Source organism: Pseudomonas sp. WPR_5_2 (assembly GCF_003634475.1).
GTDB lineage: Bacteria > Pseudomonadota > Gammaproteobacteria > Pseudomonadales > Pseudomonadaceae > Aquipseudomonas > Aquipseudomonas izuensis.
Genome location: NZ_RBLA01000001.1, coordinates 1,055,490 through 1,078,251, shown reverse-complemented (window position 1 = coordinate 1,078,251; position 22,762 = coordinate 1,055,490). Strand labels below are relative to the sequence as shown.

The following is a 22,762-nucleotide window of genomic DNA, read 5'->3' as shown; positions in this document are numbered from 1 at the left end:
TCGACATCTCCTGTAGGGAACCGAGTAAACCTGTAGGAGCTGCCGAAGGCTGCGATCTTTCGGGACCGCTGCAAAGTCAAACGGGGCGGTACGAGGTTTCGCTATATCCCCTTAAACCCTCACCACAACTTTCCCCACCTGTTGGTTAGCCTCAATAAAACGATGTGCTTCCTGAATCTCGTCAAGCGTGAACGTCCTGGCGATGATCGGTGAAAGCGCGCCCGATGCCAGGCCGTCGAGAATGAATGCCTTAGCCCGGGACAGGGTGGCCGGGTCCGAGACGATTTCCGCGTACAGGTAGCCCTTGAGGGTCAGGCACTTGCCTAGCACCGTGAACAACGGGAACGGCGTGGGCTCCGGGCTCAACGCGCCGTACTCCAACAGAATGCCGCCCTTGGCCATGCTCTGGGTAAGCGGTTCGAAAGAAGGCCCACCGACCGGATCGAAAACCACACGCGCCCCTTTGCCGTCGGTCAGGGCCATGACCCGTTCAACCATATCTTCTTCATCGCTGACGATGACATGCGCGGCACCGGCGTCCAGCAATGCCTGTTTTTTAGCGCGGGTGCGAGTGATGCCAATCGCAGTGGCGCCGACCATTTTGGCAATCTGAAAGGCAGCCAGGCCGACGCTGCTGGAGGCGGCGGTGACCAGCACCACGTCGCCCTTCCCAAGCCTTGCCTGTTCGACCAGGGCGCCCCATGCCGTGACGTATTGCATCCAGGACGCAGCGGCTTGTTCAAAGGAAAGGTTTTGCGGGTGTCTGACCGTGAGGTGGGCGGGAACGTTCGACAGTTCGCCATAGGTGCCCCAGCGGGCAATGTCCAGCGGCGGAATCACACTGACTGCATCGCCGGCACTGAAGTCGGTGACGCCGGCGCCGACGGCAACCACGACACCCGCCGCCTCGTACCCCAGTCGGCTGGGAAATTGCGCTTCCTGTAGATAGGCGTGATTGCGGAACATGACTTCTGCCCGATTCAACCCAATGGCTTTGACTTCAATTTGCACTTCGCCAGGTCCAGGCGCAGGCACATCGACCGCCTCCAGTTTCAAAACGCTTGCGTCACCGTATTCATGAATTCTGACAATGCGTGCCATGGTTACCTCTTCTTTGATTGATCAGGCCGTCAATTTAGGCTTTGGCCAGCGTTGGATAAAGGCCTAGGATGGCGCAACACTAGAAACAAAGAGTTTCCAATGGATCGCCTCACGTTGATGGCCACATTCGTCAAGGCGGTGGAGTTGGGCTCCTTCAGCGCGGTAGCGAACGAGCTCAATCTGTCCCCGCAACTGATAGGTAAGCAGATAAAAATGCTAGAGCAGCATTTGGGCGTGTCTCTGCTCCATCGAACGACCCGCAAGCAAAGCCTCACCGATTTTGGCCGTACGTTCTATCAGCGGGCAAAGATGATTCTTGCCGACATGGAAGCCGCCGAGGAAATGGCCGCCGTGACCCGGGGCGTACCCAGCGGCCGGCTCAGAATCAATGCCCCGGTCACATTTGGCGTGAGTACCTTGTCACCCCGCTTGCTGGAATACATGGTCAGGTATCCGCAGGTGTCCGTGGATTTGACCTTGTCGAACGAACTCGTTGATCTGGTCGATGGCGGCTACGACGTTGTGTTTCGAATAGGCGATCTTGGGGACAGCGGTTTGAAAGCGCTGCCGCTGATGCCGTATCAGTTGGTGCTGTGTGCTGCGCCATCCTATCTGGCACGTCGGCCTCCCATCACCACACCTTGGGACCTGCAGGAGCACGAATGCCTGGCCTTTGCCTATTCGGACGGGCGGTCGCACATCAGCCTCGAAGGGCCGCAGGGCTGTATCGATGTGCCGATTAAAAGCAGATTGACGATTAATCAGGGCGATCCGTTGCTCGCCGCAGCCGTGGCGGGACTGGGAGTGGTGTTGTTGCCGTCAGAGTTGGTCAAGGACGCGCTGAGAAGTGGAACATTGGTGAATCTTCTGCCGCAGTACAAAGTACCGGTCTCCCCGATGAACCTGTTATATGCGCCTGACCGTCGGCTGACGCCCAAGCTTCGTAGCTTCATGGATTTTGCAAAGTCTGCGTTTGGCCCAAAGGCGTGATCCGGATATCAATGCACTCGACTATCGATCCAATAAAGGCGCCAGCAATGCACACATGCCGCGCCAGTGCGAACCCTCCCAGTAAATCCGTTGGCAGCCGTCACAGCGCAGGAACTGCGAATAGAGGTCGGCAACCCGTGGCGGTACCTGCGGGCGGGCCAGTTCCGGGCTGATCTCGTGCAGCGGCAGGTTGCAATGAAGGCACAGGCTGAAGGGTCGCGCGCTGCGCGCCAGGTCGAGGCGCTCGTAGATTTCGCGCAGTTGCAGCGACGGTTTCAGGGCATGCACGTAACAGCCGTGGCTGATGATCCGCCGCTTGAGCAGTTCGCGGTCGCGGGTCAGCACGATGCGTCCTTGCTGCGCGGCGATCTCGGCGATCTCGCCATCTTCGAAGCCATTGTCGTAGAGGGTGTCGAAGCCGCTCATGCGCAACAGGCTGGCCAGCCCGCCAAGGTGCGCATCCGCGACGAAGCGCAGTACCCGCAGAGGTTGCGTGCGAACCTTGAGCAGCGGGCTGATGTCCAGTGATTCGAACTTGGGGTACACCGCCAGCCGGTCACCGTCGAAGATCACCCGCTCGAAACCCGCCGACTCGCCGTTGAGCAGCACCAGTTCGACCTCCGTGTGCGGCACCCCGAGCGCCTCGATCATGTGCTTGACCGTCGCCCCTTGCGCGCACTCGCAGGTGAAGGACTGCCGCCGCCGGTCGGCCGGCAGGAAATCGTTGAGCTCCTCGTAGAAGCGGAAGGTTGCACGAGTCATGCTTAACAGTATGGCAGGGCTTCGGGATGTGCGAGTCCGGTCTGGAGATCGACTCCGGCAGGTATGAATGCGATCGGCACCGCACAACCAAAACAAAACCATTGAAAAAAACAGCTATAACCTTTACACGGAAAGATCGCTGGCATATTGCTAGTAATTGGAAATGAGTATCGCCAATTCTTGGCTCAGGGAGCGCTGATGAGTTTTCGTCCATTGACCGACTTCCCGCGGCAATCGAACGATTGCGACGTTGTCGCATCTCAACCAAAAGGGAACCTGGATACGGTCAATATGGCCTACGCTGGCAATCAGGACGCGATCGAGCAATTGCTGGACTCGGCACGCCGCTGGGCGCACACCACGTCGTGGGTGGTTTATCGCGCCGGTGAGCAAATGCACTTGGTCGGGCAGGGCGACCCACGGGTGCAGTGGCCGTCCAGCGTTGCCAATGAAGAATTCGAAGCCTTTTGCCTGACCCGGCGCTTGCACCGCTGGCCGACCGGCAGAGGTGAAAGTGTACTGGGTTGGCTGCTCGCGCCCGTCAACGATGCGGCGCAGCCGGCGCTCGCCGAGTTTGCCCGGCGCCTGGGCATCGAGGTGCAGACCAATACTCTGGCCCGTGCGCAGTTTACCCAGCGTGTGCTGTATGAAATCACCTACCTGGCCAGTTCGACCCGCGACCGGTCAGTGTTTCTGGTGGGGGTCCACAAACTGCTCGCCAGCCTGATCGACGCCGAGAACTTCTATCTCGCACTGTATGACCCGCACAGTGGCAAGATTGACTACCCGTATTACGTCGACATCATCGACGTCGATGCCCTGGAGTCGGAGAACTACGAATACCTTGACCCGTCGCACCTGTCCTTGACCGGCCAGGTGTTGACCAGTGGCCAGCCGTTGCTGATCGACGCCGCCGGCATTCTCGCGGCCCAGGCCGAGGGCCGTTTCTATTGCATCGGTGATCGCCCCGAGTTCTGGATGGGCGCGCCGTTGAAAAATGCCTCGGATGAAGTGTTTGGCATGCTGGCGATGCAGGTCTACGACGTTTCTCGTACCTACAGCGCCGAAGATCGCGCGTTGTTTCTGGTGGTGGCCCGCCACGTGGCCATGGCGCTGGACCGGCTTCTGCACCGGGCTGACCTGGAAGAGACGGTGATGCGCCGCACCCTGGAACTTTCGGCACTCAACGACGCATTGAGGCAGGAAGTGGCAGACCGGGAGCGCGCCGAACATCTGCAGAGTGCGCTGTTCCAGATTGCCGAGCTGTCGAGCCAGCCGGGCGACATGGCGGAGTTATTCCAAACCCTGCATGGCATCGTCGGTGATTTGCTGTTCGCGCAGAACTTCTACATTGCGCTATTCGACGACGCGACCGGTGAGGTGACCTTTCCGTACTACGTCGATGAGCGGCAGACCACCTGCCCGGCGGCGCGACGTGGGCGCCGGGGTTTGACCGAGTACGTTATCCGTCAGCGTCGTCCCTGCCTGATTGACGTCGGCGAAGCGGAGCGACTGACGACGCACGGTGAAATCGAAATCGCCGATGAGTACTACCGATCCTATTCCTGGCTGGGCATCCCCCTGTTCGATGGTGATGTGGTACGCGGGGTGCTGGCGGTGCAAAGCTATACCTCGCAGGTGCGCTATACCCTGCGTGACCAGGAACTGCTGACGTTCGTATCGCGGCACATCGACACCGCGTTGTCGCGACGTACCGCCGCCGAAGCGATCCATGCCGCCAACCTCAAGCTCGAAGCCCGGGTGCAGAGCCGTACCCGCGAGCTCGATCACGCCAATGCCAAGTTGCAACACGAAAACTCCCACGATGCACTGACCGGGCTACCAAACCGCACCTACCTGCAACAGCGCCTCAATCAGGCCTGGTCGCAGTTCGGCAGTGAAGGCGGGCATCTGGCGGTGATGTTCATCGACCTCGACCGTTTCAAGATGGTCAACGACAGCCTCGGCCACCATTTCGGCGACCTGCTGTTGATGCAGGCCGCCCACCGTCTGCGCGGTTGCCTGCGCGAAACCGACATGCTGGCGCGCCTGGGGGGCGATGAGTTTTCAGTGCTCGCTCCCGAGGCGCCGCTGGACGTCGTGATCGATATCGCCGAACGGATCCTGGTGGCGTTTGACCTGCCGTTTTTAATCAATGGCCATGAAGTCTTTTCGTCTTGCAGTATCGGCATCGTCAGCGCCGACACTCAGTTCCATCTCGAGCCGGCTGACTTGCTGCGCGATGCCGATGCGGCGATGTACCGGGTCAAGTCTGCCGGGCGCGACAGCTACGCGGTGTTCAACCAGGAAGTGCGCCGTGAAGTCTCGGACCAGGTCGAGCGGGAAGGGGCCTTGCGCAACGCGCTCAAGCGGACCGACGAACTGCTGCCGTATTTCCAGCCGATTGTCAGCGTCGAAAGCGGCGAGCTGTTGGCCCTGGAAGCGCTGATCCGCTGGCACCCGCCTGGCGGCCGGGTGATCGCGCCGGGCGAGTTTTTGCCGGATGTCGAGGGTTTGCGCCTGATCGGTCGGCTGGACCTGTACATGCTCAACAGCATCGCAGCGATCCTCGCACAGCCCCGGCACGCCCACTGGCCTGCGGTGCACGTCAATTGTTCCAGCTACAGCATGACGCGCCCGGATTTCGCCAGCGATGTGTTTGCACTGTTGGCGCGACACGGTGTCTCGCCGTCAAGGATTTGCCTGGAGTTGACCGAAGGCGCGCTGGTCGCCGAACCGGCGATTGCCCGGCAGACCATGCAGCAATTGGCCGACAAGGGCATGTCGGTGGTGCTCGATGACTTTGGCGCGGGGTTTTCATCCCTGAGCTATGTGCATCAATACCGCTTCAGCGGCTTGAAGATCGACAAGTCGTTCATCCTTGAACTGACCACCAGTCCCCGCAGTCGCGCAATCGTCCGGGCGATTGTGCGGATGGCCGAATCACTGGACCTGAGTGTGGTCGCCGAAGGTGTCGAGGATGAAGCGACGCTGGATTTGCTGCGCGAAATGGGCGCAGGGCAGGCTCAGGGTTACTATTTTGCCAAGCCCATGGGGTTGGAGGCCTTGCTGGCGAGTTCGCTGGTGGATCGCCAGGGTCTCGGAATACCTGTACAACCGGATTTGTAGAAAGCTGAATGGATCAGCTCTCAGGGGTGATGATCGAGTCGAGACTGGATTCGGCAGCCAGTTTCAATCGGTCAGCTTTACAAATGTATTTAGGCTTGCTTTTCGGTGCCAGTTTGGCACTGGCCTTTTTGGCATTAGCCTTTAGCAACTGGTTTATTTTTTTGCGACGATTCATGTTTTTCTGCTCGGCCTGTAAATTCTTGAATGATATCAGCTTGAATATTAAACCGGTTCCCTGTCCGCTTTTTGCCGGGAACTGATTGATTCAAGCGCCCGCGCTGCATCAAGTGTGACCCACTGCTTGCGCTGCTGGCGTCCCTGGAGGGCCCAATGCCGGCCATCACCGCGCGCCTGGTGGCGCTGTTTGTTCTTTGCCTGACGCTTGAAGTGCCGGCCCAGAACAGCACCTGCCCGGCTGGCCAGAAACAAGTGTGCCTGGACAGCTGCATCTGCCTGCCGGACCTGGGACCGCTGCTGGGCCCCCTGCCTGATGACATCCACCAGATCGCGGCGCCGGCCCTGGCGCTGTGGCTGACCCAGGCCCGCGCTGAAGCCGCCACTACCGACCTCCAACCCATTCCACCGCACATCCGCGAGCAACTGTTGCATTGGTACGACCCCGGCGTCCTCGATGCCGCGCGCTACAAAGTCAGCGACAACGGCCAGTTAAGCGCCGCCACGGCCATGCTGCAAAACCCCGATGTCGGTGCGGTGACGCTGATCGATATCATCCTCTTCCGGGACACTCAAACCGCAGAGCAGGACATCGCGCTCTGGGCTCACGAGCTCAAGCATGTGCAGCAGTTTCAGGGGTGGGGAGTCGAAGGCTTTGCCCAGCGGTACACTCAGGATTTCAATGCCGTGGAGTCACCGGCTTATGACATACAAGCCGAGGTCAGACGATCGGTGCGGCAAGGGACTCATTGAAGGGCCGCCTGGGCCTGCGGATTCAACCCGCCTCATGCCTGGCTGCCACACTCACTGTTTGTCTGGGAGATTCGCATTGCAGACTATCCGCCGGGCTCGACAGGAAGATGCCGAATGCATCGCCTTGCTGGTCACCGAAGCCTACACGCCCTACATCTCCAGGATCGGCAGAAAACCGGCGCCCATGCTGGAGGATTATCGGCAGGTACTGGTTGATACCGATACGTTCGTGCTGACGGAAGGGGCTGAAATTGTGGGGGTACTGGTGATGAGCCGGGAGCACACGGAACTGCTCCTGATCAATGTCGCGGTGTCGCCTCGCTACAAAGGCCAAGGCTTCGGAAAAAAATTGATGGCGTTCTGTGAGCGCCATGCACTGCGCTCCGGATGCGAAGCGGTTCGGCTCTACACCCATGAGCTGATGATCGAGAACATTGAGATCTATAAAAAACTGGGCTACCAGGAAACCCACCGAGCCACTGAAAATGGCTTCTCCCGGGTGTTCATGCGCAAGGTGCTGGAGGTGCGATAATCAGGTCGAATATCCCACTCCGGATCGGGAAATTTGACGGTCAAGCCACACGCTATAGAGGTGATCAGTCATGAAAGGTTTTCTGGTGATTTTCTTCACCCAGCAGAACCGTCGTCATCACGGAAAAATGCTCGGTGACTGGCTGGTTGATCTGGCCAAGGAAATGGGATTGCGCGGAGCCACCCTGGCAACCGGAATCGAAGGCTTCGGGCATTCCGGGAAACTGCATTCCGCGCATTTTTTTGAGCTGGCCGATCAGCCAACCGAGGTTCGCCTGGTATTGACCGAAGAAGAATCCATTCGGCTGTTCGAGCGACTTGAGGGCGAAGAGATCGCCTTGTTTTACACAAAGACAGCGGTTGAGTTCGGTGTCATCGGCAAGCTCGCCGGCGGTCCGCCTCATCAGCCTTGATGACTGAGGAGGCGGCTTGATGTTATTGACTGGAACGAACGGCCCCGCCATCGATCAACAGGTTCTGCCCGGTCAGGTAGCCCGCATGGCTGCTGCAAACGAAGGCGCAAAGCGCCCCGAACTCCTCGGGTGAGCCGAAGCGTTTGGCCGGTATTTCGTGACGGCATTCGCTGAGAAAGGCCTCACTGTCCAGCCCCGACTCTTCGGCGGCCGCGACCAGGTTGTCACGCAGTCGATCGGTGTCGAATGAGCCCGGTTGCAGGTTGTTGATCGTCACATTGCGACTGGCAATGCTGTCCTGCCGGGCAAGCCCTGCGATAAACCCGGTCAGGCCACTGCGCGCGCCATTGGACAGACCCAGGCTTTCGATAGGGGACTTCACGGCACTCGACGTGATGTTGACGATTCGGCCAAATCCGCGTGCCGCCATCCCGTCAACCGTTGCCTTGATCAACTCGATCGGGGTGAGCATGTTGGCGTCCAGCGCCTTGAGCCAGGCATCACGGTTCCATTCGCGGAAATCCCCGGGAGGAGGGCCGCCGGCATTGTTGATCAGAATATCGAAATGCTCGTGGGCCTCGAGCGCTGCCGCCCGACCCTCGGGCGTCGAAATGTCGCCGGCCACGGCAATGACCGTCACTTGAGGATTGATCGCCCTGAGCTGACGGGCCGTTTCATTCAGCGTCTGTTCGCCCCGTGCGGTAATCACCACGTTCACGCCTTCGCTGACCAGTGCCTGTGCGCAGGCTTTACCCAGGCCTTTGCTGGCGGCGCACACCAGCGCCCAGCGTCCTGCTATTCCAAGATTCATGCGTGTTTTCCTGAAAGATCGAAGCTCAAAGAAAGGGGTTGCCTATTCATGCGTGATCCACCGTTGCCGACAGGTTTGGCGATCGGGCAGCGATGCCCATGAAGCGCCGCACTCGCTCGCCTTCGGCCTCGCACAGTATGGTTTCAGGTGCAGCATCCAGTTGGATATTACCGTTCTCCATGAACACGACCCTGTCGGAAATCGACATGGCAAAGTCCATTTCGTGGGTCACGATCAGCATGGTCATGCCTTCCTTGGCCAGGTCGCGGATCACGTTGAGCACGTCGTTGACCAGTTCCGGATCGAGGGCCGAGGTCGGCTCGTCGAACAGCATGACCTGCGGCTCCATCGCCAGGGCCCGGGCAATCGCCACGCGCTGTTGCTGGCCACCGGAGAGCTGGTGCGGGTACTTGTGGGCATGGGCCAGCAGGCCGACCTTGTCCAGCAGCGCGTAGGCGCGGTGTTCACTCAGTTCGCCAGGCTGGCCATGGTAGCGCGGCGCCAGCGTGACGTTGTCGAGAATGGTGCGGTGCGGGAACAGGTTGAAGTTCTGGAACACCATGCCGATGTGCCGCACGCCTTTGCGCAGGCGGGCGCTGTCGGGTTTGTCCGACGCTTCGATGAACTTTTCGCCGAACAACAGAATGTTGCCCGTATCGATGCTTTCCAGGCCATTGACCGTACGGATCAGCGAGGTTTTGCCGGAGCCGGATGGCCCGATGATCGAGACCACCTGGCCGTATTCGACATTCAGGTCGATGCCCAGCAGCACCTTGTGCGTGCCATAGCTCTTCTGGATGTTCTTGAGTTGCAGGATGGGCGTCGTGTTAATGCCCGCGGCTTTGCGCGCATTGTCGGGCAAGGCTTCGGCGCTGGCCTTGAATTTGGCGATGGTGGCCGCGTCGAGTGTATGCGGCTTGCGGAAGTTCAGGTCCAGATAACGCTCCAGACGCTGCAGGAAAAAGCCGAACACGGTGACGATCAACACGTAGTAGACGCCTACCGCCGCCAGGGTTTCCATCACCAGGAAGTTGGTGGCATAGAGGCGCTGGCCGACCGTGAGGATCTCGGTCAGGGAGATGACCGAGACCAGCGAAGTCAGCTTGACCACCGTGATGTATTCATTGATCAGGGTGGGCAGCGAAATACGGAAAGCCTGGGGGATGATGATCAAACGTTGCATGCCGAACAGGCCGACACCCAGCGCGCGCGCGGCTTCCTTCTGGCCCTTGGCCACGGAGATCAGGCCGCCACGATGGATTTCCGCCATGTACGCCGCTTCGGTGACCACCAGGGCCAGCAAGCCGGAGTAGAAGGGGTTGGACAGAATCGGTCCGCTACCGGGAAACAATTGCGGCAAGTTGTAGACGAAGACCACCAGCACCAGCAATGGGATGCTGCGGAAGAACCAGATGTAGACCGCTGCGGGAATGCGCAGAAAGGGCGAGTGGGACAGCTTGGCCGTGGCCAGGACAAAACCCAGCAGCATGCCGATGAACCAGGCCAGGGCACTGAGCTGGATCACCGTGACGCAGGCGTGCCAGAAGTCTGGCAGGGAGAACAGCGAGAGAAAGTACGACCAATCGAATTGCATAGGGCACCTCCATCTGCCGCACCGTTGCAGGGGCGGCAGATGACCAGACTACAAGGGCAGGTTCTTAGTGGGCGGTCGGCTCTTCCAGGCCATATTTCTTAAGGATAGCGGCGTATTCACCGCTCTTTTTCGCCTCCTCGAAGGCCTTCTGCACGGCCTGGAAGGTTTCGTCGTTACCTTTCTTGACGAAAATGCCCAGGGTTTGCTGATAAATCGGGTGCTCGGTAGTGATTACCACCCGGCCATTGGTCTTTTCCGCGATCATTTTTGCGGCACCGGCGATTTCTACCTGGGCCTGGATGTTCTTGGACAACAGGGCCTGGGTCACTTCGGGGGCCGAAGGGTACTCACTGACGGTGATGGCGCCTTTGTTGTTCGGCACGCAGTATTCATCGGACAGCTTGCGGAATTCCTTGACCCAGGTCGTGCCCTGTTCCAGGCCCAGTTTCAAGCCGCACAGGTCTTCAGGTTTTTTTGCATTGATCTCGCTGCCCTGAGGCACCATGACGGCGGCGCCGGTGTTGGCATAAGCGATGGTCTGGGCCTGGGTCTGGCGCTCCGGCGTGATGTACATGCCGGAAATGACCGCGTCGTACTTGCCGGAGTTCAGGCCCAGGATCAGGCTTGGGAACTTGGTGTCGACGAACTCCACCTTGGCGTTCATGTGCTTGGCCAGTGCTGTTGCCAGTTCGGGGTCCGAACCCACCACGTTCTTGTCCTTGTCATAGGACTCGAAAGGCGGGTAGGTGATTTCCATGCCGACCTTGAACGTGCCTGCCGCGGCCATGCTTGCCGAAGCAGCGAGCATGCCGGCTGCCAATACAGCCAAGCTCAACAGGTTTTTTTTATTGTTTTTCATTATTTACTGACTCCGGCGTAGGTAAGGGTGTAGCTGAAAACTTCAATCAGGATGGTTGAGCCTGATTTTTCAAATGTCCGAAACTGGCGGGCTTGCGTGCCTTGCCTGGCAGTTGAACGTCCCCGTTGGCCACTCTCTGGCGCAGATACTGATAAGTCTGCAACGCCTGGCCATACATGTGTTCGCCGATCGTGATTTCTTCGTAGTCGTTGCCTGTCTGGGCGAACCCGGGCAGCGGTTTGATCTGGGTGTGATAATCGCAGGCATAAAACAGCGGGAAGGAATAACGCTCCTCCTTCACGCTGCGCACCCGGTGCGCAGTGGCAACGAATGCGCCGGCAGTCATCACTTCCAGCATGTCGCCGATGTTGACCACAAAGGCATCGGCAATCGGTGGTGCATCGATCCATTGGCCAAGGTTGTTCATCACCTCAAGACCTGGTTTGTCGGCCAGCAGGATGGTGAAGCACTCGTAATCAGTATGGGCGCCAAGACCCGGTGCGTCATGGGCCGCACCGTCGTAGGGGTAATGGATCAGGCGCAGCTTGGACGGCGGACGGGTGACCAGGCTGTCGAAATAGTTTTCGTCCAGGCCCAGGGTCAGGGCGAAACCGCCGAACAGGCGCCGGCCCAAGGCGAAGATCGCTTCATAGTAGGCCTGCACCGACGCCTTGAAACCTGCCAGCTGCGGCCAGTCGTTGGGGCCCAGCAAGGGGGTGTTGGCCAGCACCAGCGGGTCATCGGCCGGGACTTCGAAGCCGACGTCGAAGGCTTCCTTGTGGTCCGGCTTGCCTTTGGAATAGACCTCTTCGCCTTCGGGTACAAAGCCCTTGTGGGTTTGCGAGGTGCCGATGTAGTGCCGCATCTTGGTGTCGAAGGGCTGGTCGAAAAAGTCCTTGGCCGCCTTGCGCAAGTTCGCGATCAGTTGCGGGTCGATACCGTGATCGGTGATGTAGAGGAACCCGACCTCGCTGGCGGCGCGCCCCAATTGTTCGGCCACGGCCAGGCGGTGTTCCAGTTCAAAGCTGAACAGGCCGGCGATGTTGACTACCGGAATGCTGTTGAAGTTGGCTTTGTGTGGGTCAGTGCTGACGCTGTTATTTTTATTGTCTGGCATGACGCATCGGCTCCTTAAGGATGGCGTGAGTGGTGGAAACGCTCGAAGTGTTCGCGCTCGGTCTGGCCCATCCACACGTTCAATGACCACAGGTCGGCGACCGGGACATTGGTGAAGGGCAAATGATGCAGGTAGCCGTCGGCGCCGAATTCCGGGGTCAGGGTGCTGACCTGGTAACCGCGGGCTTGCTGCGAGCGCCAGATGCTTTCCCAGTGCTGCTGGTGGAAAGCCAGTTCTTTGGCATATTCAGGTGCCGCCGGGTGCGGAACCTGCGGCCCCTGGTCGTAACCGACACGGGCCTGGATATGGTGAACCCGTTCGACGAAAGCGCTCAGGTCATCGGCCGGGTCATTCAACAGACGCTCGCAGGTCACGACCCAATGGCTGATGTCACTGGTGAACAACAGATCGGGCAGTTGCCGGATCAATTCCAGGGTCACCCAGGGGTTGAACAGCGAACGCGAGCGATGGGTTTCGAAACTGCAGACCTGGCCGTGCTTGCGCGCCAGATCCAGCGCCTGGCCAAAAAACTCCACTTGCTGCGGCAAGGACCAGCGGTCATTGCCCGCCAGCACGTTGACGAAACGTGGACCGAGTTCGGTGGCCCAGGCAAGTTTGCGGTCGAGGTCATCGAGATGGACGGCAGGTGTTGCCGACTGCTCCGGCAGCACGTCGTAGGCGGTGAAGACGGTGCTGATATAGCCCAGGCGGTTGGCCTTGAGAAAGGCACCGAATTCAGCCCGCTCGCGGGCGTCCAGTGGCAGGCGTGCCTCCATGCCATCAAAGCCCGCTTGCAGCAACTCCTCGAGCGCCTGAGCCTTGCTGGCGGTGTAACCCCACAGCGTGCGAAAAATTTCCAGCTTCATCGGTGATCCTCAAAAATCCCAGGGCCTACTGCAAAAGCACGTCGACGGCACCCAGCTGACAAGCGATCAATGGTCAGCGGCGGCAAGGGACTCTGGATCCGGATTTCTGCGCCATCTGATCCCACTGAGCAATACCGAAGCGGGTTCGCTGTGGAACCGATGTTAATCACAGGTTGCGCGGCGAAAGAATCTGAAAGTTCAAATGAATACTTCAGACTTTCATTAACAAATAGCTAGCTATTTATTCAGCTTGCAAGGCGGGATTTTAAGGGCGAGTACGTGTCTACGTTGGGTATTAGCAGGAGGTGCCAGTGTTACGGCATCATTTTGAAGAGTCCCAAGCGACACTGGATTGCTGAGGGGGCCGTTTTGGAGGGGAACGCATTGTCAGGCGTATTCAACGGAATGTTCCATTTAAAAATTTTCCGCCTCGGGCGCACGGAAGGCCTTACTGTAATAGCCGGACTGGTCGAAACAGCAAACCTGCTTCTTGCCGGTTGCAAGCATATCGCAGGCATCACCAATTCGCTTTTCGCGCGTCTTGAGTTGCTTGGCTGAAGTAATCCAGTGGATCCAGTCGACTCGCGCGATGGTCGTTGTATTGTTCCAGACTTTACGAGCCTCGGGAGTGGCTGCCAGTGCTGCCTCAAAATCCGCCGGGATGTCAGGCTCGGGCTCCTTCTTCACAGGGGTTAGCTCGAGCGTGACGATATCCCCAACGGCCACACCGGCGGCGTCGAGTAACTCGCTACTGACCTTCAGCCAATGGCTCAACTGACCATCGGGCTCAAGGGTTGCCTGGAAAGGGTGCCCATTGATTGTGCCTTCAACTGTCGTCCTTCCTCGCCGCGGAAGCGGTTCACTCGCGTCTCTCGGCAGGACTGCGAACGCCCATGACGTATCCTTACCGGGCTTTGCCGGACGAAGAAGCTTTGCTTCGAATCGGGATTTCACATCGATTGTTGTCATTGCTACTCCTGCAACTCATACGTCTAACGACTTTCTGGCGACATCACTGTCGCGTTTGAATGCGACAGTGATGACGCCAGGATGAGCGCTTAGTTAACCATCACCTCCTCCAGTGCCTGCTCGAGGGTGCTGACCGTGCGTTCGATATTGTGCAGCTTTTCGAGTCCGAACAGACCGATGCGGAAGGTCTGGAAGTCGGCCGGCTCGTCGCATTGCAACGGCACTCCGGCGGCGATCTGCAGGCCGTGGTCGGCAAATTTCTTGCCGCTCTTGATATCGGCATCATCGGTGTAGCTCACCACGACGCCAGGGGCCTGAAAGCCGGCTGCGGCCACGCTTTTGATGCCTTTGCCGGTCAACATTGCGCGCACCCGATCGCCCAGAGCCTGTTGTGCGTCGCGGACCTTGTCGAAACCGTAGGCTTGCGTCTCTTTCATCACTTCGTTAAATCGCGCGAGGGAATCGCTGGGCATGGTCGCATGGTAGGCATGTCCACCCTGCTCGTAGGCCTGCATGATCTGAAGCCACTTTTTCAGGTCGCAGGCAAAGCTGCTGCTCTGCGTCTTCTCGATGCGCTCGAGGGCCAACGAGCTGAACATCACCAGGGCGCAGCAAGGGGAGGCGCTCCAGCCTTTCTGCGGTGCGCTGATCAGCAGGTCGACTGCGCACTTCTGCATATCAACCCAAATCGTGCCCGAGGCGATGCAGTCCAGCACGAACAGGCCACCCACCGCATGCACGGCGTCGCCGACGGCCCGCAGGTACTCGTCGGGCAGGATAATCCCGGATGAGGTTTCAACATGGGGGGCGAAGACAATCTGCGGCCTCGAAGCCGCAATCGCTGCCAGCACTTCGTCCAGAGGGGGTGGGGTGTAGGCAGCCTGGCGACCCGTGTCGACCGGTCGGGCTTTCAGCACCGTGGTGGCCGCCGGGATGTTGCCCATCTCAAGGATCTGGCTCCAGCGATAACTGAACCAGCCGTTGCGTATCACCAGGCATTGCTGGCCGGTGGCAAACTGTCGCGCCACCGCTTCCATGCCGAATGTGCCGCTGCCCGGGACCACCGCAACAGCCTGGGCGTTGTAGACCTGTTTCAGGGTCCTGGAAATGTTCTTCATCACGCCTTGAAAGGACTGTGACATGTGGTTGAGCGAGCGGTCCGTATAGACCACCGAGTACTCGACCAGCCCCTCGGGATCGATACCGGGATATAGCTTTGACATGGGTGACTCCTTTGGCAGAGATGTCAGTGGTATCGACCCTGCCCTAAGCCTTGGCAAATGACAAGAATGCTCGGGATTGAATGGCGACTTCTGAGTAGGAGCGAGCTTGCTCGCGATGGTCGTCAACGATAATGCGGGAGTCCTGATGCCCCTTGGCGTTGTCGAGTTCATCGCGAGCAAGCTCGCTCCTACAGGCTTGGTTGCTGCGAACATCTGCATAGCATTTGACCAATCACGTATCAGGATTAAAGTCTATTGTCTGTGAGTGGCGACGCAATAAAGGTCAACCCCGTCAGTCTTTGATCCGCAGCGACTGTCACCACTCAGGCTCCTCAACGGCAGGTGCAGAAACGGAGTATTTCTCATGATCAAATACCTTCGAATGATGGCAATGATTTCAATCCTCGCAATCACTGCGGGCTGCCAAATGGATCAATCAACTTCCGCCTCTGGCACAAAGGCTGCGGACGCTGCGATGGACCAGGAAGCGAAAGCGGCGTTACAGAGTTTGTACACCAGTACACCGAAATCGCGCGCCCTCGCGCAGAAAGCCAAGGGTATCCTCGTTTTTCCGGATGTGGTGAAAGCGGGGTTCATCGCCGGCGCTCACCATGGCGAAGGCGAATTGATCGAGAACGGCAAAGTCACGGGGTACTACTCGACTACAGCAGCCTCATACGGCCTTCAGGCAGGCGTTCAGAGGTTTGGGTACGCGATGTTCTTCATGAGTGATTCTGCGCTGCAAGATCTGAAAACTGGCAATGGGTTTGAGGTCGGCGTGGGCCCAAGCATCGTGGTCGAAGATGCAGGCGCGGCCAAGTCGCTGACTACTTCAACGATTCAGTCTGATATCTATGCGTTCATTTTTGATCAAAAGGGCTTAATGGCTGGGGTGGGATTGCAGGGTTCAAAGATTAGCAAGCTCAGTCGCTGAGACTGTCGGCTATGCACCGAGCTGATTTTCGGGAGGGTGTTGGTTCGGCAGAACGCCGGGGATGGCTGGGCCAATTCTCCAACCCTCACTGGACGAAATCCAGCGCAGCCTGACCAATATCAACCAACTCGCTGATCTTCACTGCAGGATAGCCCGATGGCGATATGGCCAGCAGTGGCGCCCAGCGTTCAGCTTCTGAATAGCGGCCGTGCTTATTGCCCATGCCCCCGTGATCGCTGACAAAAACGACCAGGCGCTGAGGCGTTGCACCCTGGGGGGAGGGGGATGCAAATGCCTTCTCCCAGAGGCGACGAATGCGGGCATCTGTTTCTCGCACGGCCGCCGCGTAGCCCGGATCAGACGGATCGAAAGCACCGTGATGGCCCGCGTCGTCTACTGCATCGAGATGAATGAAGGCCAGATCGGGCTGGCATGTACGCCAGGTGGTCAATACTTCCTGTTCGACCGCTGTATCGTTTTTGCGCAAAAACGCCGCATGGTGTAACCCCGGCAAACCCCGCAAACGCCCCTCGACCAAATCGTACAGCGGCTTCCAGGAGGTAATGAGAAGGCTGCGGCTATCGGCCTTGCCGGTTTGCAGACGCTCAAACACGGTTTGGCTTTTGACGGGGCCCGGGCTGTCGTTATCGACAACGCCATGTGCGCTTGCCCAACTGGCGGTGAGCACACTGATCCAACCAGGCGCGGAATAAGTCTGTTGGGTGCGGCCGTTGCTGACATCGACCTTCCCCCAAGCCAAACCCCTGGACTCGGCCAACCGGGACAGGAAGGGGGTCAGTGCCGGGCTGACCGCGTCGGTACGCAGGCCGTCGATGCCGATGATGACCACCTGTCGAACAGGCGCTAGCGGCGCCGCATGACATTGCCCTGTCTCCTCGCTACGTGAACAGCCAAGCAGGCTTATCGCGCATAGCGTCAGCAACAGCTTGAGTCCCGAGGACAGAGTGAAATTCCGGGTGTTGAAGGCCAATGCTAAATATCTCCAATGAAATCTGGCGAGGGCATATCAACATTGCCCCTTGATGCATTGCTACCAAGTAGATAGCGCGGGACAAACCAAATCGATCTTTGTATTGCACTGTATCAGTCCGCAGTAGAGATACGTGTTCCGACAAAATCAGCCTTCACGCGATACACGCACGATACATAGATTTCCTTAACTACAAATGCGTTCTTGGCCCGTAGGTGAAGCGCTACGTTGCGATTGCCGTCGGTGTGATGATCAACGAACGCATCAGAAGGTTGTTCTGATCTGAACTCAAAACTGAGGAAACTGTTATGACCAAGCTCGAAAAAGTCATTTACTCGGGTTCGACCCACACCACTGTCAACCGCGACCCAAGTGCCCAGCGTGGCGATTACGGCGTCGTCGACATCAGACTGTCTGCGCCTGGCGGTGATAGCCGTGAAATAATCGCGGCCGAACCGCACCCGACCGCCGAGCAGTTGTTTGCAGGTGCCTGGTCGGCCTGCTACATCACTGCGCTGGGGCTCGTGGCCGCGCAAAAAGAGGTCGAGCTGCCACCGGACTATTCCGTGGATATCCAGATCGATTTGGGCCAGACGGGGCCGGGCTGGTTCTTCAATGCCCGGTTCACTGTCCGCATGCCTGGCCTGGCACAGAATGTCGCCGAAACCATTGTGCACGCGGCGCATCAGCTGTGCCCTTATTCGAAGGCAGTGCACGAAACCGTTTATCTCGAGCAAACCATTATTACGTCTTGATGAGCTGCCGGATGGGTGACCAGTCCAGCCTGGGTCGCACTGGCCAGCGGTTGTGGCGAACGCCAGTCCGACTACTGAAGCGACCCACGCTTTCGCCTGCGACAAGAGCCGCTGGGTGGTGGGTCGCCGTAATCGCCGCAGGACTGCCGGCCTATGTCATGCCGACTAACGGAGTCGTGTTATGAATGATCTTTTGAAGCGAGTGATTGTTGCCCATGGCGGCCTTGAGCGCTGGAATGCCTTCGGGACGGTAAGTGCCAGAATCGTTACCGGAGGTGAGTTCTGGGCGACCAAGGGTATTGTCACGGACGCTAACCCGCGCAGCATGACTACGAAGACACAGGAAGAATGGGTGACCCTCACGCCCTATGGAGCTGCGGGGTTTGTCATGACTTTCGTTCCGGACCGGGTCGTGATCAGCAACAGCCAGGGCGAGACCATTGCGCAGCGCGACAATCCCAGGTCAGCGTTTGACGGACACGGCGCGGACACACCCTGGGATCCACTGCACCGGGCCTATTTCAGTGGCTATGCGCTGTGGACCTATCTGTCGACGCCATTCTTGCTTGCCATGCCAGGGGTTGCCGTACAAGAGGTCGCACCTTGGTACGAGCACGGTGAGATGTGGCGGGTTCTGCGCGCAAAGTTCCCGTCGGCTATCGCCACCCACAGTGTGGTTCAGGATTTCTATTTCGGGCCTGATTTCCTGCTGCGACGCCACGACTATCAGGTGGACGTGTCCGGTGGCCTGGCGGCGGCTCAATATGTTTATGACTTCATTGACGTACAGGGCACCCGCTTTCCGAGTCGCCGGCAGGTGCACCCACGTGGTGCTGACTTGCAACCGGATCGCAGTCGCACTTTGGTCTGGATTGATCTGTCCGATTTCGAGTTGCGCTAAGCCAACAGCAGCTACGGCTCAGTATGGTTCACCGGTACCATTCGGTGACGCTTCGCCGCCCAGACCACTCCACCCACCAACAACACGATCGAGATCACTTCCATCATGCCAGGCACCCGCTGGCTGAACAGAAAACCGTACACGCAGGCAAACAGCGTTTCGAATACGATCATCTGGCCGCTCAACGACGTGGCCATTCGACGCGAGCAGGCATTCCACAGCCCATTGGCCACCCACGAACCACAAAGTGCAAGGAACAGGCAGACCCACAACAAAGCCATCCAGCGGCTGCTTTCTACCTGGGCGGGTACCAGGTTCGGAAACAGCATCAAGGCAGCGAAACCGAACACGACCGCTACGATGCCCGTCACGATACCCAACAGTGTCGACCATTCGCTGCTGTTGAAATGGCTTTGTTTGAGATAACGGGCATTGTGGGTGGCGTACCACGACCAGCAGACAACACCGCTGAACCCGCAGGCCAGGCCCAGCATCTGGGAAAACACCGAGGTGCCGGCCGCCTGTGCGCCTGAGTGTTCCAGGCTGACCGATACGATGCCCAGGAATACCAGCAACAGGGGCAGCTTGAGCTTTGTCAGGGGCAGGGACCCTGCGTCGCCACGCCCCAGGAAGGTAATGGCAACTGGCATCATGCCGTTGATCAGGGCGGCCGCCGTCACCCCGCTCAGTTGTACGGAAGCGCCCAACAGCGCGTAGTTCAGGACATTCCCGGTCAATGACAAACGCAGCAGCATCAAGGCATCGCTGCGCGTCAATCGTGAGAGCAGGCGGGATGCAATCGGCAGAGCCACGAGGAGCGAGATCAGCCCGTACAAGGCAAATCGCACACTGCTGATCAGCACGGCATTGAATTCCGGCAGCAGCGAAGGGGCGAGAATCACCCCACCCCAGATGGCACCCGCCAATATCGCAAATACAATCCCACTATTCATCATCTCGGCTCTGACAGGCTGTTTAGCGGCATTCTAGCCATGGTATATAAGCGCCACCTGCGATAAATAGTTGGCCACCCATTCCTGTCGGGAATGTCGCGTCACAGTCATCAGCCCCGGAGAATCCTCATCAACCGTTACCTGCGTACCTTGCCCCCATTGGAGACCCTGATCACGTTTGAAGCCGTGGGACGACACGCCAGCTTCACGGGGGCAGCGGGCGAACTGTTTCTGACCCAGAGCGCCGTGAGCAAACAGATGCGCCAGCTTGAGGACTGCATGGGCGTTGCGCTTTTCGAGCGCAAACCACGGGGTGTCAAGTTGACCGGCGCAGGCGATGAGTTGCTGATGACCGTCAACGTGCTCCTGACCACGATGTACCAAAGCGTCACGCGCATTCGTAATGTCCATCAGTCCAACGCCGTCTCGGTCCTGGCGACCCATGCCCTGGCCCAATTCTGGTTGTTCCCCAAGCTGATCGAATTCAACAAGGCGTACCCTGACATCGCCGTGCACGTTCATGCGATCAACGAATTCGATGAGGCCAGCCTCAATGATTTCGACGTGGGCATTCTCTACGGTTCTGGCGAATGGCCTTCGCTGGACAGCGATTTCCTGCTGCCGGAAATCGTCTATGCGGTGGCTCATCCTTCACTGGATGTCGCGGGGATCAAGACGCTGGAGCAATTGGCGCAGGCCAACCTGGTGCAGATCGACACATGTGCCTGGCAGTGCCTGGACTGGCATCAATGGTTCGGCCACTTTGGCATTGATTACGCAGCGAGGGACAAAGCCCCGGTCTTTAACCAGTTGACGTTGGCGTATCGCGCCGTTCAGCAAGGGATGGGCATCGGCCTGGCGTGGACGTTCATGGGGGATGAGGCGCTGGCCAAGGGAGAGTTGCAACGGGTGACGTCTTTCGAATGCGTGACAGGCAATGGAGAATTCCTTGTCTCGCTCAAGCATCGCAAGCGTTCTGCCGCTGCCGAGATTTTTCGGCAGTGGCTCCTGGGGTCGATGGGCGACTGACTCCCCATAGTTGCAGGACGGCCTGTGTCGGCTAGTTTGCGGCGAGAAAATTCCAGCGGTAGACCAAGCACTTCAGCGACAGTAAGCCCCAACTATTGATTACCCAATGTAATAAGTGAAATTCAATTCAGGGTTTCTATCACCTTCTGCTCTAGTAATAAGATGGCTACATCAAACCATTCCTACTGGAGAATCGCGTGAAAAAAACCATTATTGCCGCCTTGCTAGCCGCTGCCGCCAACTATGCCAACGCCGGCACGGTCTTGGTTGTACTGTCGGATCAGGCTCAACTGGACCTCAAAGACGGCAAGGTCATGCAAACAGGTTTCTTCCTGAACGAACTAATGCAACCGGTGCAGACCTTCATCGCGGCGGGTCAAACCGTCATATTTGCCACCCCTGGCGGCAAGGCGCCAACCGCGGACCAGAAATCCAATGATGTGAGCTTCTGGGGCGGCGATGAAAAGGCCCGTCAGGAAAGTCTCGCGCTGCTGGCCACGCTGAAGCTGACCTCGAAGAGCGACTCGCCGGCAATCAGCTTCGCGCAGGTTCAGAAAATCGGCTTCGACAAGTTCGATGCCGTATTCGTGCCTGGCGGCCATATCCCGATGCAGGATCTGCTGAAGGACAAGCAACTGGGCCAATTGCTGACCAACTTCCATGAAAAAGGCAAGATCACCGGCTTCACCTGCCATGGCACCATTGCCATGTTGTCGGCGATCCCGGACGCGCACGGTTTTGTCTCCGCGCTGGAATCGGGCAAACAGCCGGCAGCGCCAGCCAATTGGATTTACAAGGGCTACAAAGTCACCGCCTTCACCGACGCGGAAGAGGAGCAGGCCAAAGGTTTCCTCGGCGGCGGTCATATGAAACTGTTCCCGCAGGATGGCCTCACGGCAGCCGGTGCTGACTTCTCCGAAGCCAAGCCATGGAGCGAGAACGTGATCGAAGACCGCGAAGTCATTTCCGGCCAGAACCCACAGTCGGCCAAGGCAGTCGCCGTGGCCATGCTGGCGAAACTGAAGTAATCCTGGGCGGCCGTTCGGGGCAAGCCGGGTCGTAGGTGCTGCGGGTCGATCTGCTTTGGCCTGCCCTTGACAGGGAGAACGACCGATCGGGTCGGTTGCAGCCCCTTCGCGACCGACAACAATCGTCCAAAAGCAAGCACCAACATTCAAGGGGCGATCTTCTGATCGCCTCGCTTAGATATGCAACCAGGCCAGCGAACCCAACATGACGCCAACACCGGCGGCACCAAACGAGACCCGCTTGAGCCATTCCTTACGCGTCAGCAAGGTAATGGCTGCCAGCGAAATGGCTATTTGTATCGCCACCATCGCCTGGGCCCAGCGGTGATGCTGATGTAGCACCTGCTCTGACTTCTCGTCCCACTCGCGCGCCCCTTGTTCGAGTGCTTCAGCCTTTTTGCGCGCCTCCTCTTTCTGTTCGCCGTACCGCCGCGCCTCAGAGGCATAGTGGGCCGAATCCAGCCCTGGGAGATGGCTCGCCAGGTCCGACAGGCTCTGCCGGCTGGACTTTGCCTGGTAGTAATTCCACTCGTTGGCGGCTTCGGTTTTCTGGATGGCGGCGTTGTTCTTGTCCATGGCCGCCTCATTCTCCGTTGAGCCGGCCTGGTAGCTCATCAGGGCGCCGACGGTCGCCATGATGGCCGTCATCACCGCAACCTTGCTGGCAAAGCCGTCGCCTTGTGCATGCGCATGATGGGTGGTGTGCTCAATGTGTTGCTCGTGTGGGCTGGGAACTTCGAACTCTTCAGGCATGGATGTCGATCTTGGAGAAATGAGTAGTGGGGGGGACAGTATGAATGGCCCCTGATTCTTTAGACACACATGACTGGCCGCCATGGGTCCAGGCTGGTTGAAAACGCAGGCAGCGTGATCTGGCGA

At 58.5% G+C, this 22,762-nt stretch carries 23 protein-coding genes; 10 read left to right on the top strand and 13 right to left on the bottom strand.

The annotated features are described in order from the left end of the window. Positions 1 to 111 precede the first annotated feature (111 nt). On the bottom strand, positions 112 to 1,101 hold the full coding sequence (locus tag BJ917_RS04815) for a zinc-dependent alcohol dehydrogenase family protein (RefSeq protein ID WP_121102306.1): 990 nt from the start codon (positions 1,099 to 1,101) through the stop codon (positions 112 to 114). A gap of 99 nt (positions 1,102 to 1,200) precedes the next feature. On the opposite strand from BJ917_RS04815, the gene BJ917_RS04810 reads away from it, so the two are divergent. Then, positions 1,201 to 2,091, top strand: coding sequence for a LysR family transcriptional regulator (locus BJ917_RS04810; RefSeq protein WP_121102304.1), 891 nt, complete (start codon positions 1,201 to 1,203; stop codon positions 2,089 to 2,091). Positions 2,092 to 2,112: 21 nt separating this feature from the next. Here BJ917_RS04810 and BJ917_RS04805 read toward each other — a convergent pair whose 3' ends face one another. Continuing rightward, on the bottom strand, positions 2,113 to 2,853 hold the full coding sequence (locus BJ917_RS04805) for a Mut7-C RNAse domain-containing protein (protein ID WP_121102303.1): 741 nt from the start codon (positions 2,851 to 2,853) through the stop codon (positions 2,113 to 2,115). A gap of 198 nt (positions 2,854 to 3,051) precedes the next feature. On the opposite strand from BJ917_RS04805, the gene BJ917_RS04800 reads away from it, so the two are divergent. Next, entirely contained in the window at positions 3,052 to 5,982 is a 2,931-nt protein-coding gene (locus tag BJ917_RS04800) for an EAL domain-containing protein (protein WP_121102301.1), read from the top strand. 13 nt (positions 5,983 to 5,995) lie between these two features. On the opposite strand, the gene BJ917_RS04795 is transcribed toward BJ917_RS04800, so the two are convergent. Continuing rightward, positions 5,996 to 6,157 carry a DUF2986 domain-containing protein gene (locus BJ917_RS04795; RefSeq protein ID WP_096510582.1) on the bottom strand — a complete coding sequence of 54 codons (162 nt, stop codon included), beginning with the start codon at positions 6,155 to 6,157 and terminating at the stop codon, positions 5,996 to 5,998. Between the two features lie 155 nt (positions 6,158 to 6,312). Here BJ917_RS04795 and BJ917_RS04790 point away from each other — a divergent pair, with 155 nt between their 5' ends. The 3 genes from BJ917_RS04790 (at position 6,313) to BJ917_RS04780 (ending at position 7,853) form a co-directional block, all read left to right on the top strand. Next, on the top strand, positions 6,313 to 6,909 hold the full coding sequence (locus BJ917_RS04790; protein WP_121102299.1) for a DUF4157 domain-containing protein: 597 nt from the start codon (positions 6,313 to 6,315) through the stop codon (positions 6,907 to 6,909). A 34-nt stretch (positions 6,910 to 6,943) separates the two neighbouring features. Next, on the top strand, positions 6,944 to 7,441 hold the full coding sequence (locus BJ917_RS04785) for a GNAT family N-acetyltransferase (protein WP_121102297.1): 498 nt from the start codon (positions 6,944 to 6,946) through the stop codon (positions 7,439 to 7,441). 70 nt (positions 7,442 to 7,511) lie between these two features. Then, positions 7,512 to 7,853 (top strand): DUF190 domain-containing protein, encoded by a 342-nt coding sequence (locus BJ917_RS04780; protein WP_096510585.1) that lies wholly within the window; start codon positions 7,512 to 7,514, stop codon positions 7,851 to 7,853. A gap of 22 nt (positions 7,854 to 7,875) precedes the next feature. On the opposite strand, the gene BJ917_RS04775 is transcribed toward BJ917_RS04780, so the two are convergent. From BJ917_RS04775 to BJ917_RS04745, 7 genes are all read right to left on the bottom strand, one after another. After that, entirely contained in the window at positions 7,876 to 8,664 is a 789-nt protein-coding gene (locus BJ917_RS04775) for an SDR family oxidoreductase (RefSeq protein ID WP_121102295.1), read from the bottom strand. Between the two features lie 46 nt (positions 8,665 to 8,710). Beyond that, positions 8,711 to 10,258, bottom strand: coding sequence for an amino acid ABC transporter permease/ATP-binding protein (locus tag BJ917_RS04770; RefSeq protein ID WP_096510587.1), 1,548 nt, complete (start codon positions 10,256 to 10,258; stop codon positions 8,711 to 8,713). A 64-nt stretch (positions 10,259 to 10,322) separates the two neighbouring features. Next, entirely contained in the window at positions 10,323 to 11,117 is a 795-nt protein-coding gene (locus tag BJ917_RS04765; RefSeq protein ID WP_096510588.1) for an ABC transporter substrate-binding protein, read from the bottom strand. Positions 11,118 to 11,163: 46 nt separating this feature from the next. Beyond that, positions 11,164 to 12,234: an isopenicillin N synthase family oxygenase gene (locus BJ917_RS04760; protein WP_121102293.1), complete on the bottom strand. Its 1,071-nt coding sequence runs from the start codon at positions 12,232 to 12,234 to the stop codon at positions 11,164 to 11,166. Between the two features lie 14 nt (positions 12,235 to 12,248). Continuing rightward, the gene (locus BJ917_RS04755; RefSeq protein ID WP_096510590.1) at positions 12,249 to 13,100 is read right to left on the bottom strand and encodes a sugar phosphate isomerase/epimerase; all 852 of its coding nucleotides are present in this window, start codon (positions 13,098 to 13,100) and stop codon (positions 12,249 to 12,251) included. A 414-nt stretch (positions 13,101 to 13,514) separates the two neighbouring features. Beyond that, on the bottom strand, positions 13,515 to 14,069 hold the full coding sequence (locus BJ917_RS04750; protein WP_121102291.1) for a YdeI/OmpD-associated family protein: 555 nt from the start codon (positions 14,067 to 14,069) through the stop codon (positions 13,515 to 13,517). 89 nt (positions 14,070 to 14,158) lie between these two features. Continuing rightward, positions 14,159 to 15,292, bottom strand: a complete 1,134-nt coding sequence (locus tag BJ917_RS04745) for an aminotransferase class V-fold PLP-dependent enzyme (protein ID WP_121102289.1) — start codon at positions 15,290 to 15,292, stop codon at positions 14,159 to 14,161. 364 nt (positions 15,293 to 15,656) lie between these two features. On the opposite strand from BJ917_RS04745, the gene BJ917_RS04740 reads away from it, so the two are divergent. Next, positions 15,657 to 16,226, top strand: a complete 570-nt coding sequence (locus BJ917_RS04740; protein ID WP_121102287.1) for a YSC84-related protein — start codon at positions 15,657 to 15,659, stop codon at positions 16,224 to 16,226. Positions 16,227 to 16,311: 85 nt separating this feature from the next. Here the strand turns inward: BJ917_RS04740 and BJ917_RS04735 are convergent, their stop codons facing one another. Then, the gene (locus BJ917_RS04735; RefSeq protein WP_121102284.1) at positions 16,312 to 17,217 is read right to left on the bottom strand and encodes an alkaline phosphatase family protein; all 906 of its coding nucleotides are present in this window, start codon (positions 17,215 to 17,217) and stop codon (positions 16,312 to 16,314) included. Positions 17,218 to 17,525: 308 nt separating this feature from the next. Here BJ917_RS04735 and BJ917_RS04730 point away from each other — a divergent pair, with 308 nt between their 5' ends. Together BJ917_RS04730 and BJ917_RS04725 are read left to right on the top strand one after the other, a co-directional pair. Next, positions 17,526 to 17,972 carry an Ohr family peroxiredoxin gene (locus BJ917_RS04730; protein ID WP_121102282.1) on the top strand — a complete coding sequence of 149 codons (447 nt, stop codon included), beginning with the start codon at positions 17,526 to 17,528 and terminating at the stop codon, positions 17,970 to 17,972. A gap of 181 nt (positions 17,973 to 18,153) precedes the next feature. Further along, entirely contained in the window at positions 18,154 to 18,873 is a 720-nt protein-coding gene (locus BJ917_RS04725; RefSeq protein WP_121102279.1) for a hypothetical protein, read from the top strand. Between the two features lie 11 nt (positions 18,874 to 18,884). Here the strand turns inward: BJ917_RS04725 and BJ917_RS04720 are convergent, their stop codons facing one another. Continuing rightward, positions 18,885 to 19,829 carry a DMT family transporter gene (locus BJ917_RS04720; protein ID WP_121102277.1) on the bottom strand — a complete coding sequence of 315 codons (945 nt, stop codon included), beginning with the start codon at positions 19,827 to 19,829 and terminating at the stop codon, positions 18,885 to 18,887. A 90-nt stretch (positions 19,830 to 19,919) separates the two neighbouring features. Between BJ917_RS04720 and BJ917_RS04715 the strand changes: the two genes are divergently transcribed. Both BJ917_RS04715 and BJ917_RS04710 read left to right on the top strand, forming a co-directional pair. Continuing rightward, complete coding sequence (locus BJ917_RS04715; RefSeq protein WP_121102275.1) at positions 19,920 to 20,855, top strand: LysR substrate-binding domain-containing protein; 936 nt, start codon at positions 19,920 to 19,922, stop codon at positions 20,853 to 20,855. Between the two features lie 197 nt (positions 20,856 to 21,052). Then, positions 21,053 to 21,883 (top strand): type 1 glutamine amidotransferase domain-containing protein, encoded by an 831-nt coding sequence (locus BJ917_RS04710; protein WP_121102273.1) that lies wholly within the window; start codon positions 21,053 to 21,055, stop codon positions 21,881 to 21,883. Between the two features lie 174 nt (positions 21,884 to 22,057). Here BJ917_RS04710 and BJ917_RS04705 read toward each other — a convergent pair whose 3' ends face one another. Continuing rightward, a complete protein-coding gene (locus tag BJ917_RS04705) occupies positions 22,058 to 22,636 on the bottom strand; it encodes a DUF4337 domain-containing protein (protein ID WP_096510598.1) in 579 nt (192 codons plus the stop codon). Between the last annotated feature and the right edge of the window lie 126 nt (positions 22,637 to 22,762).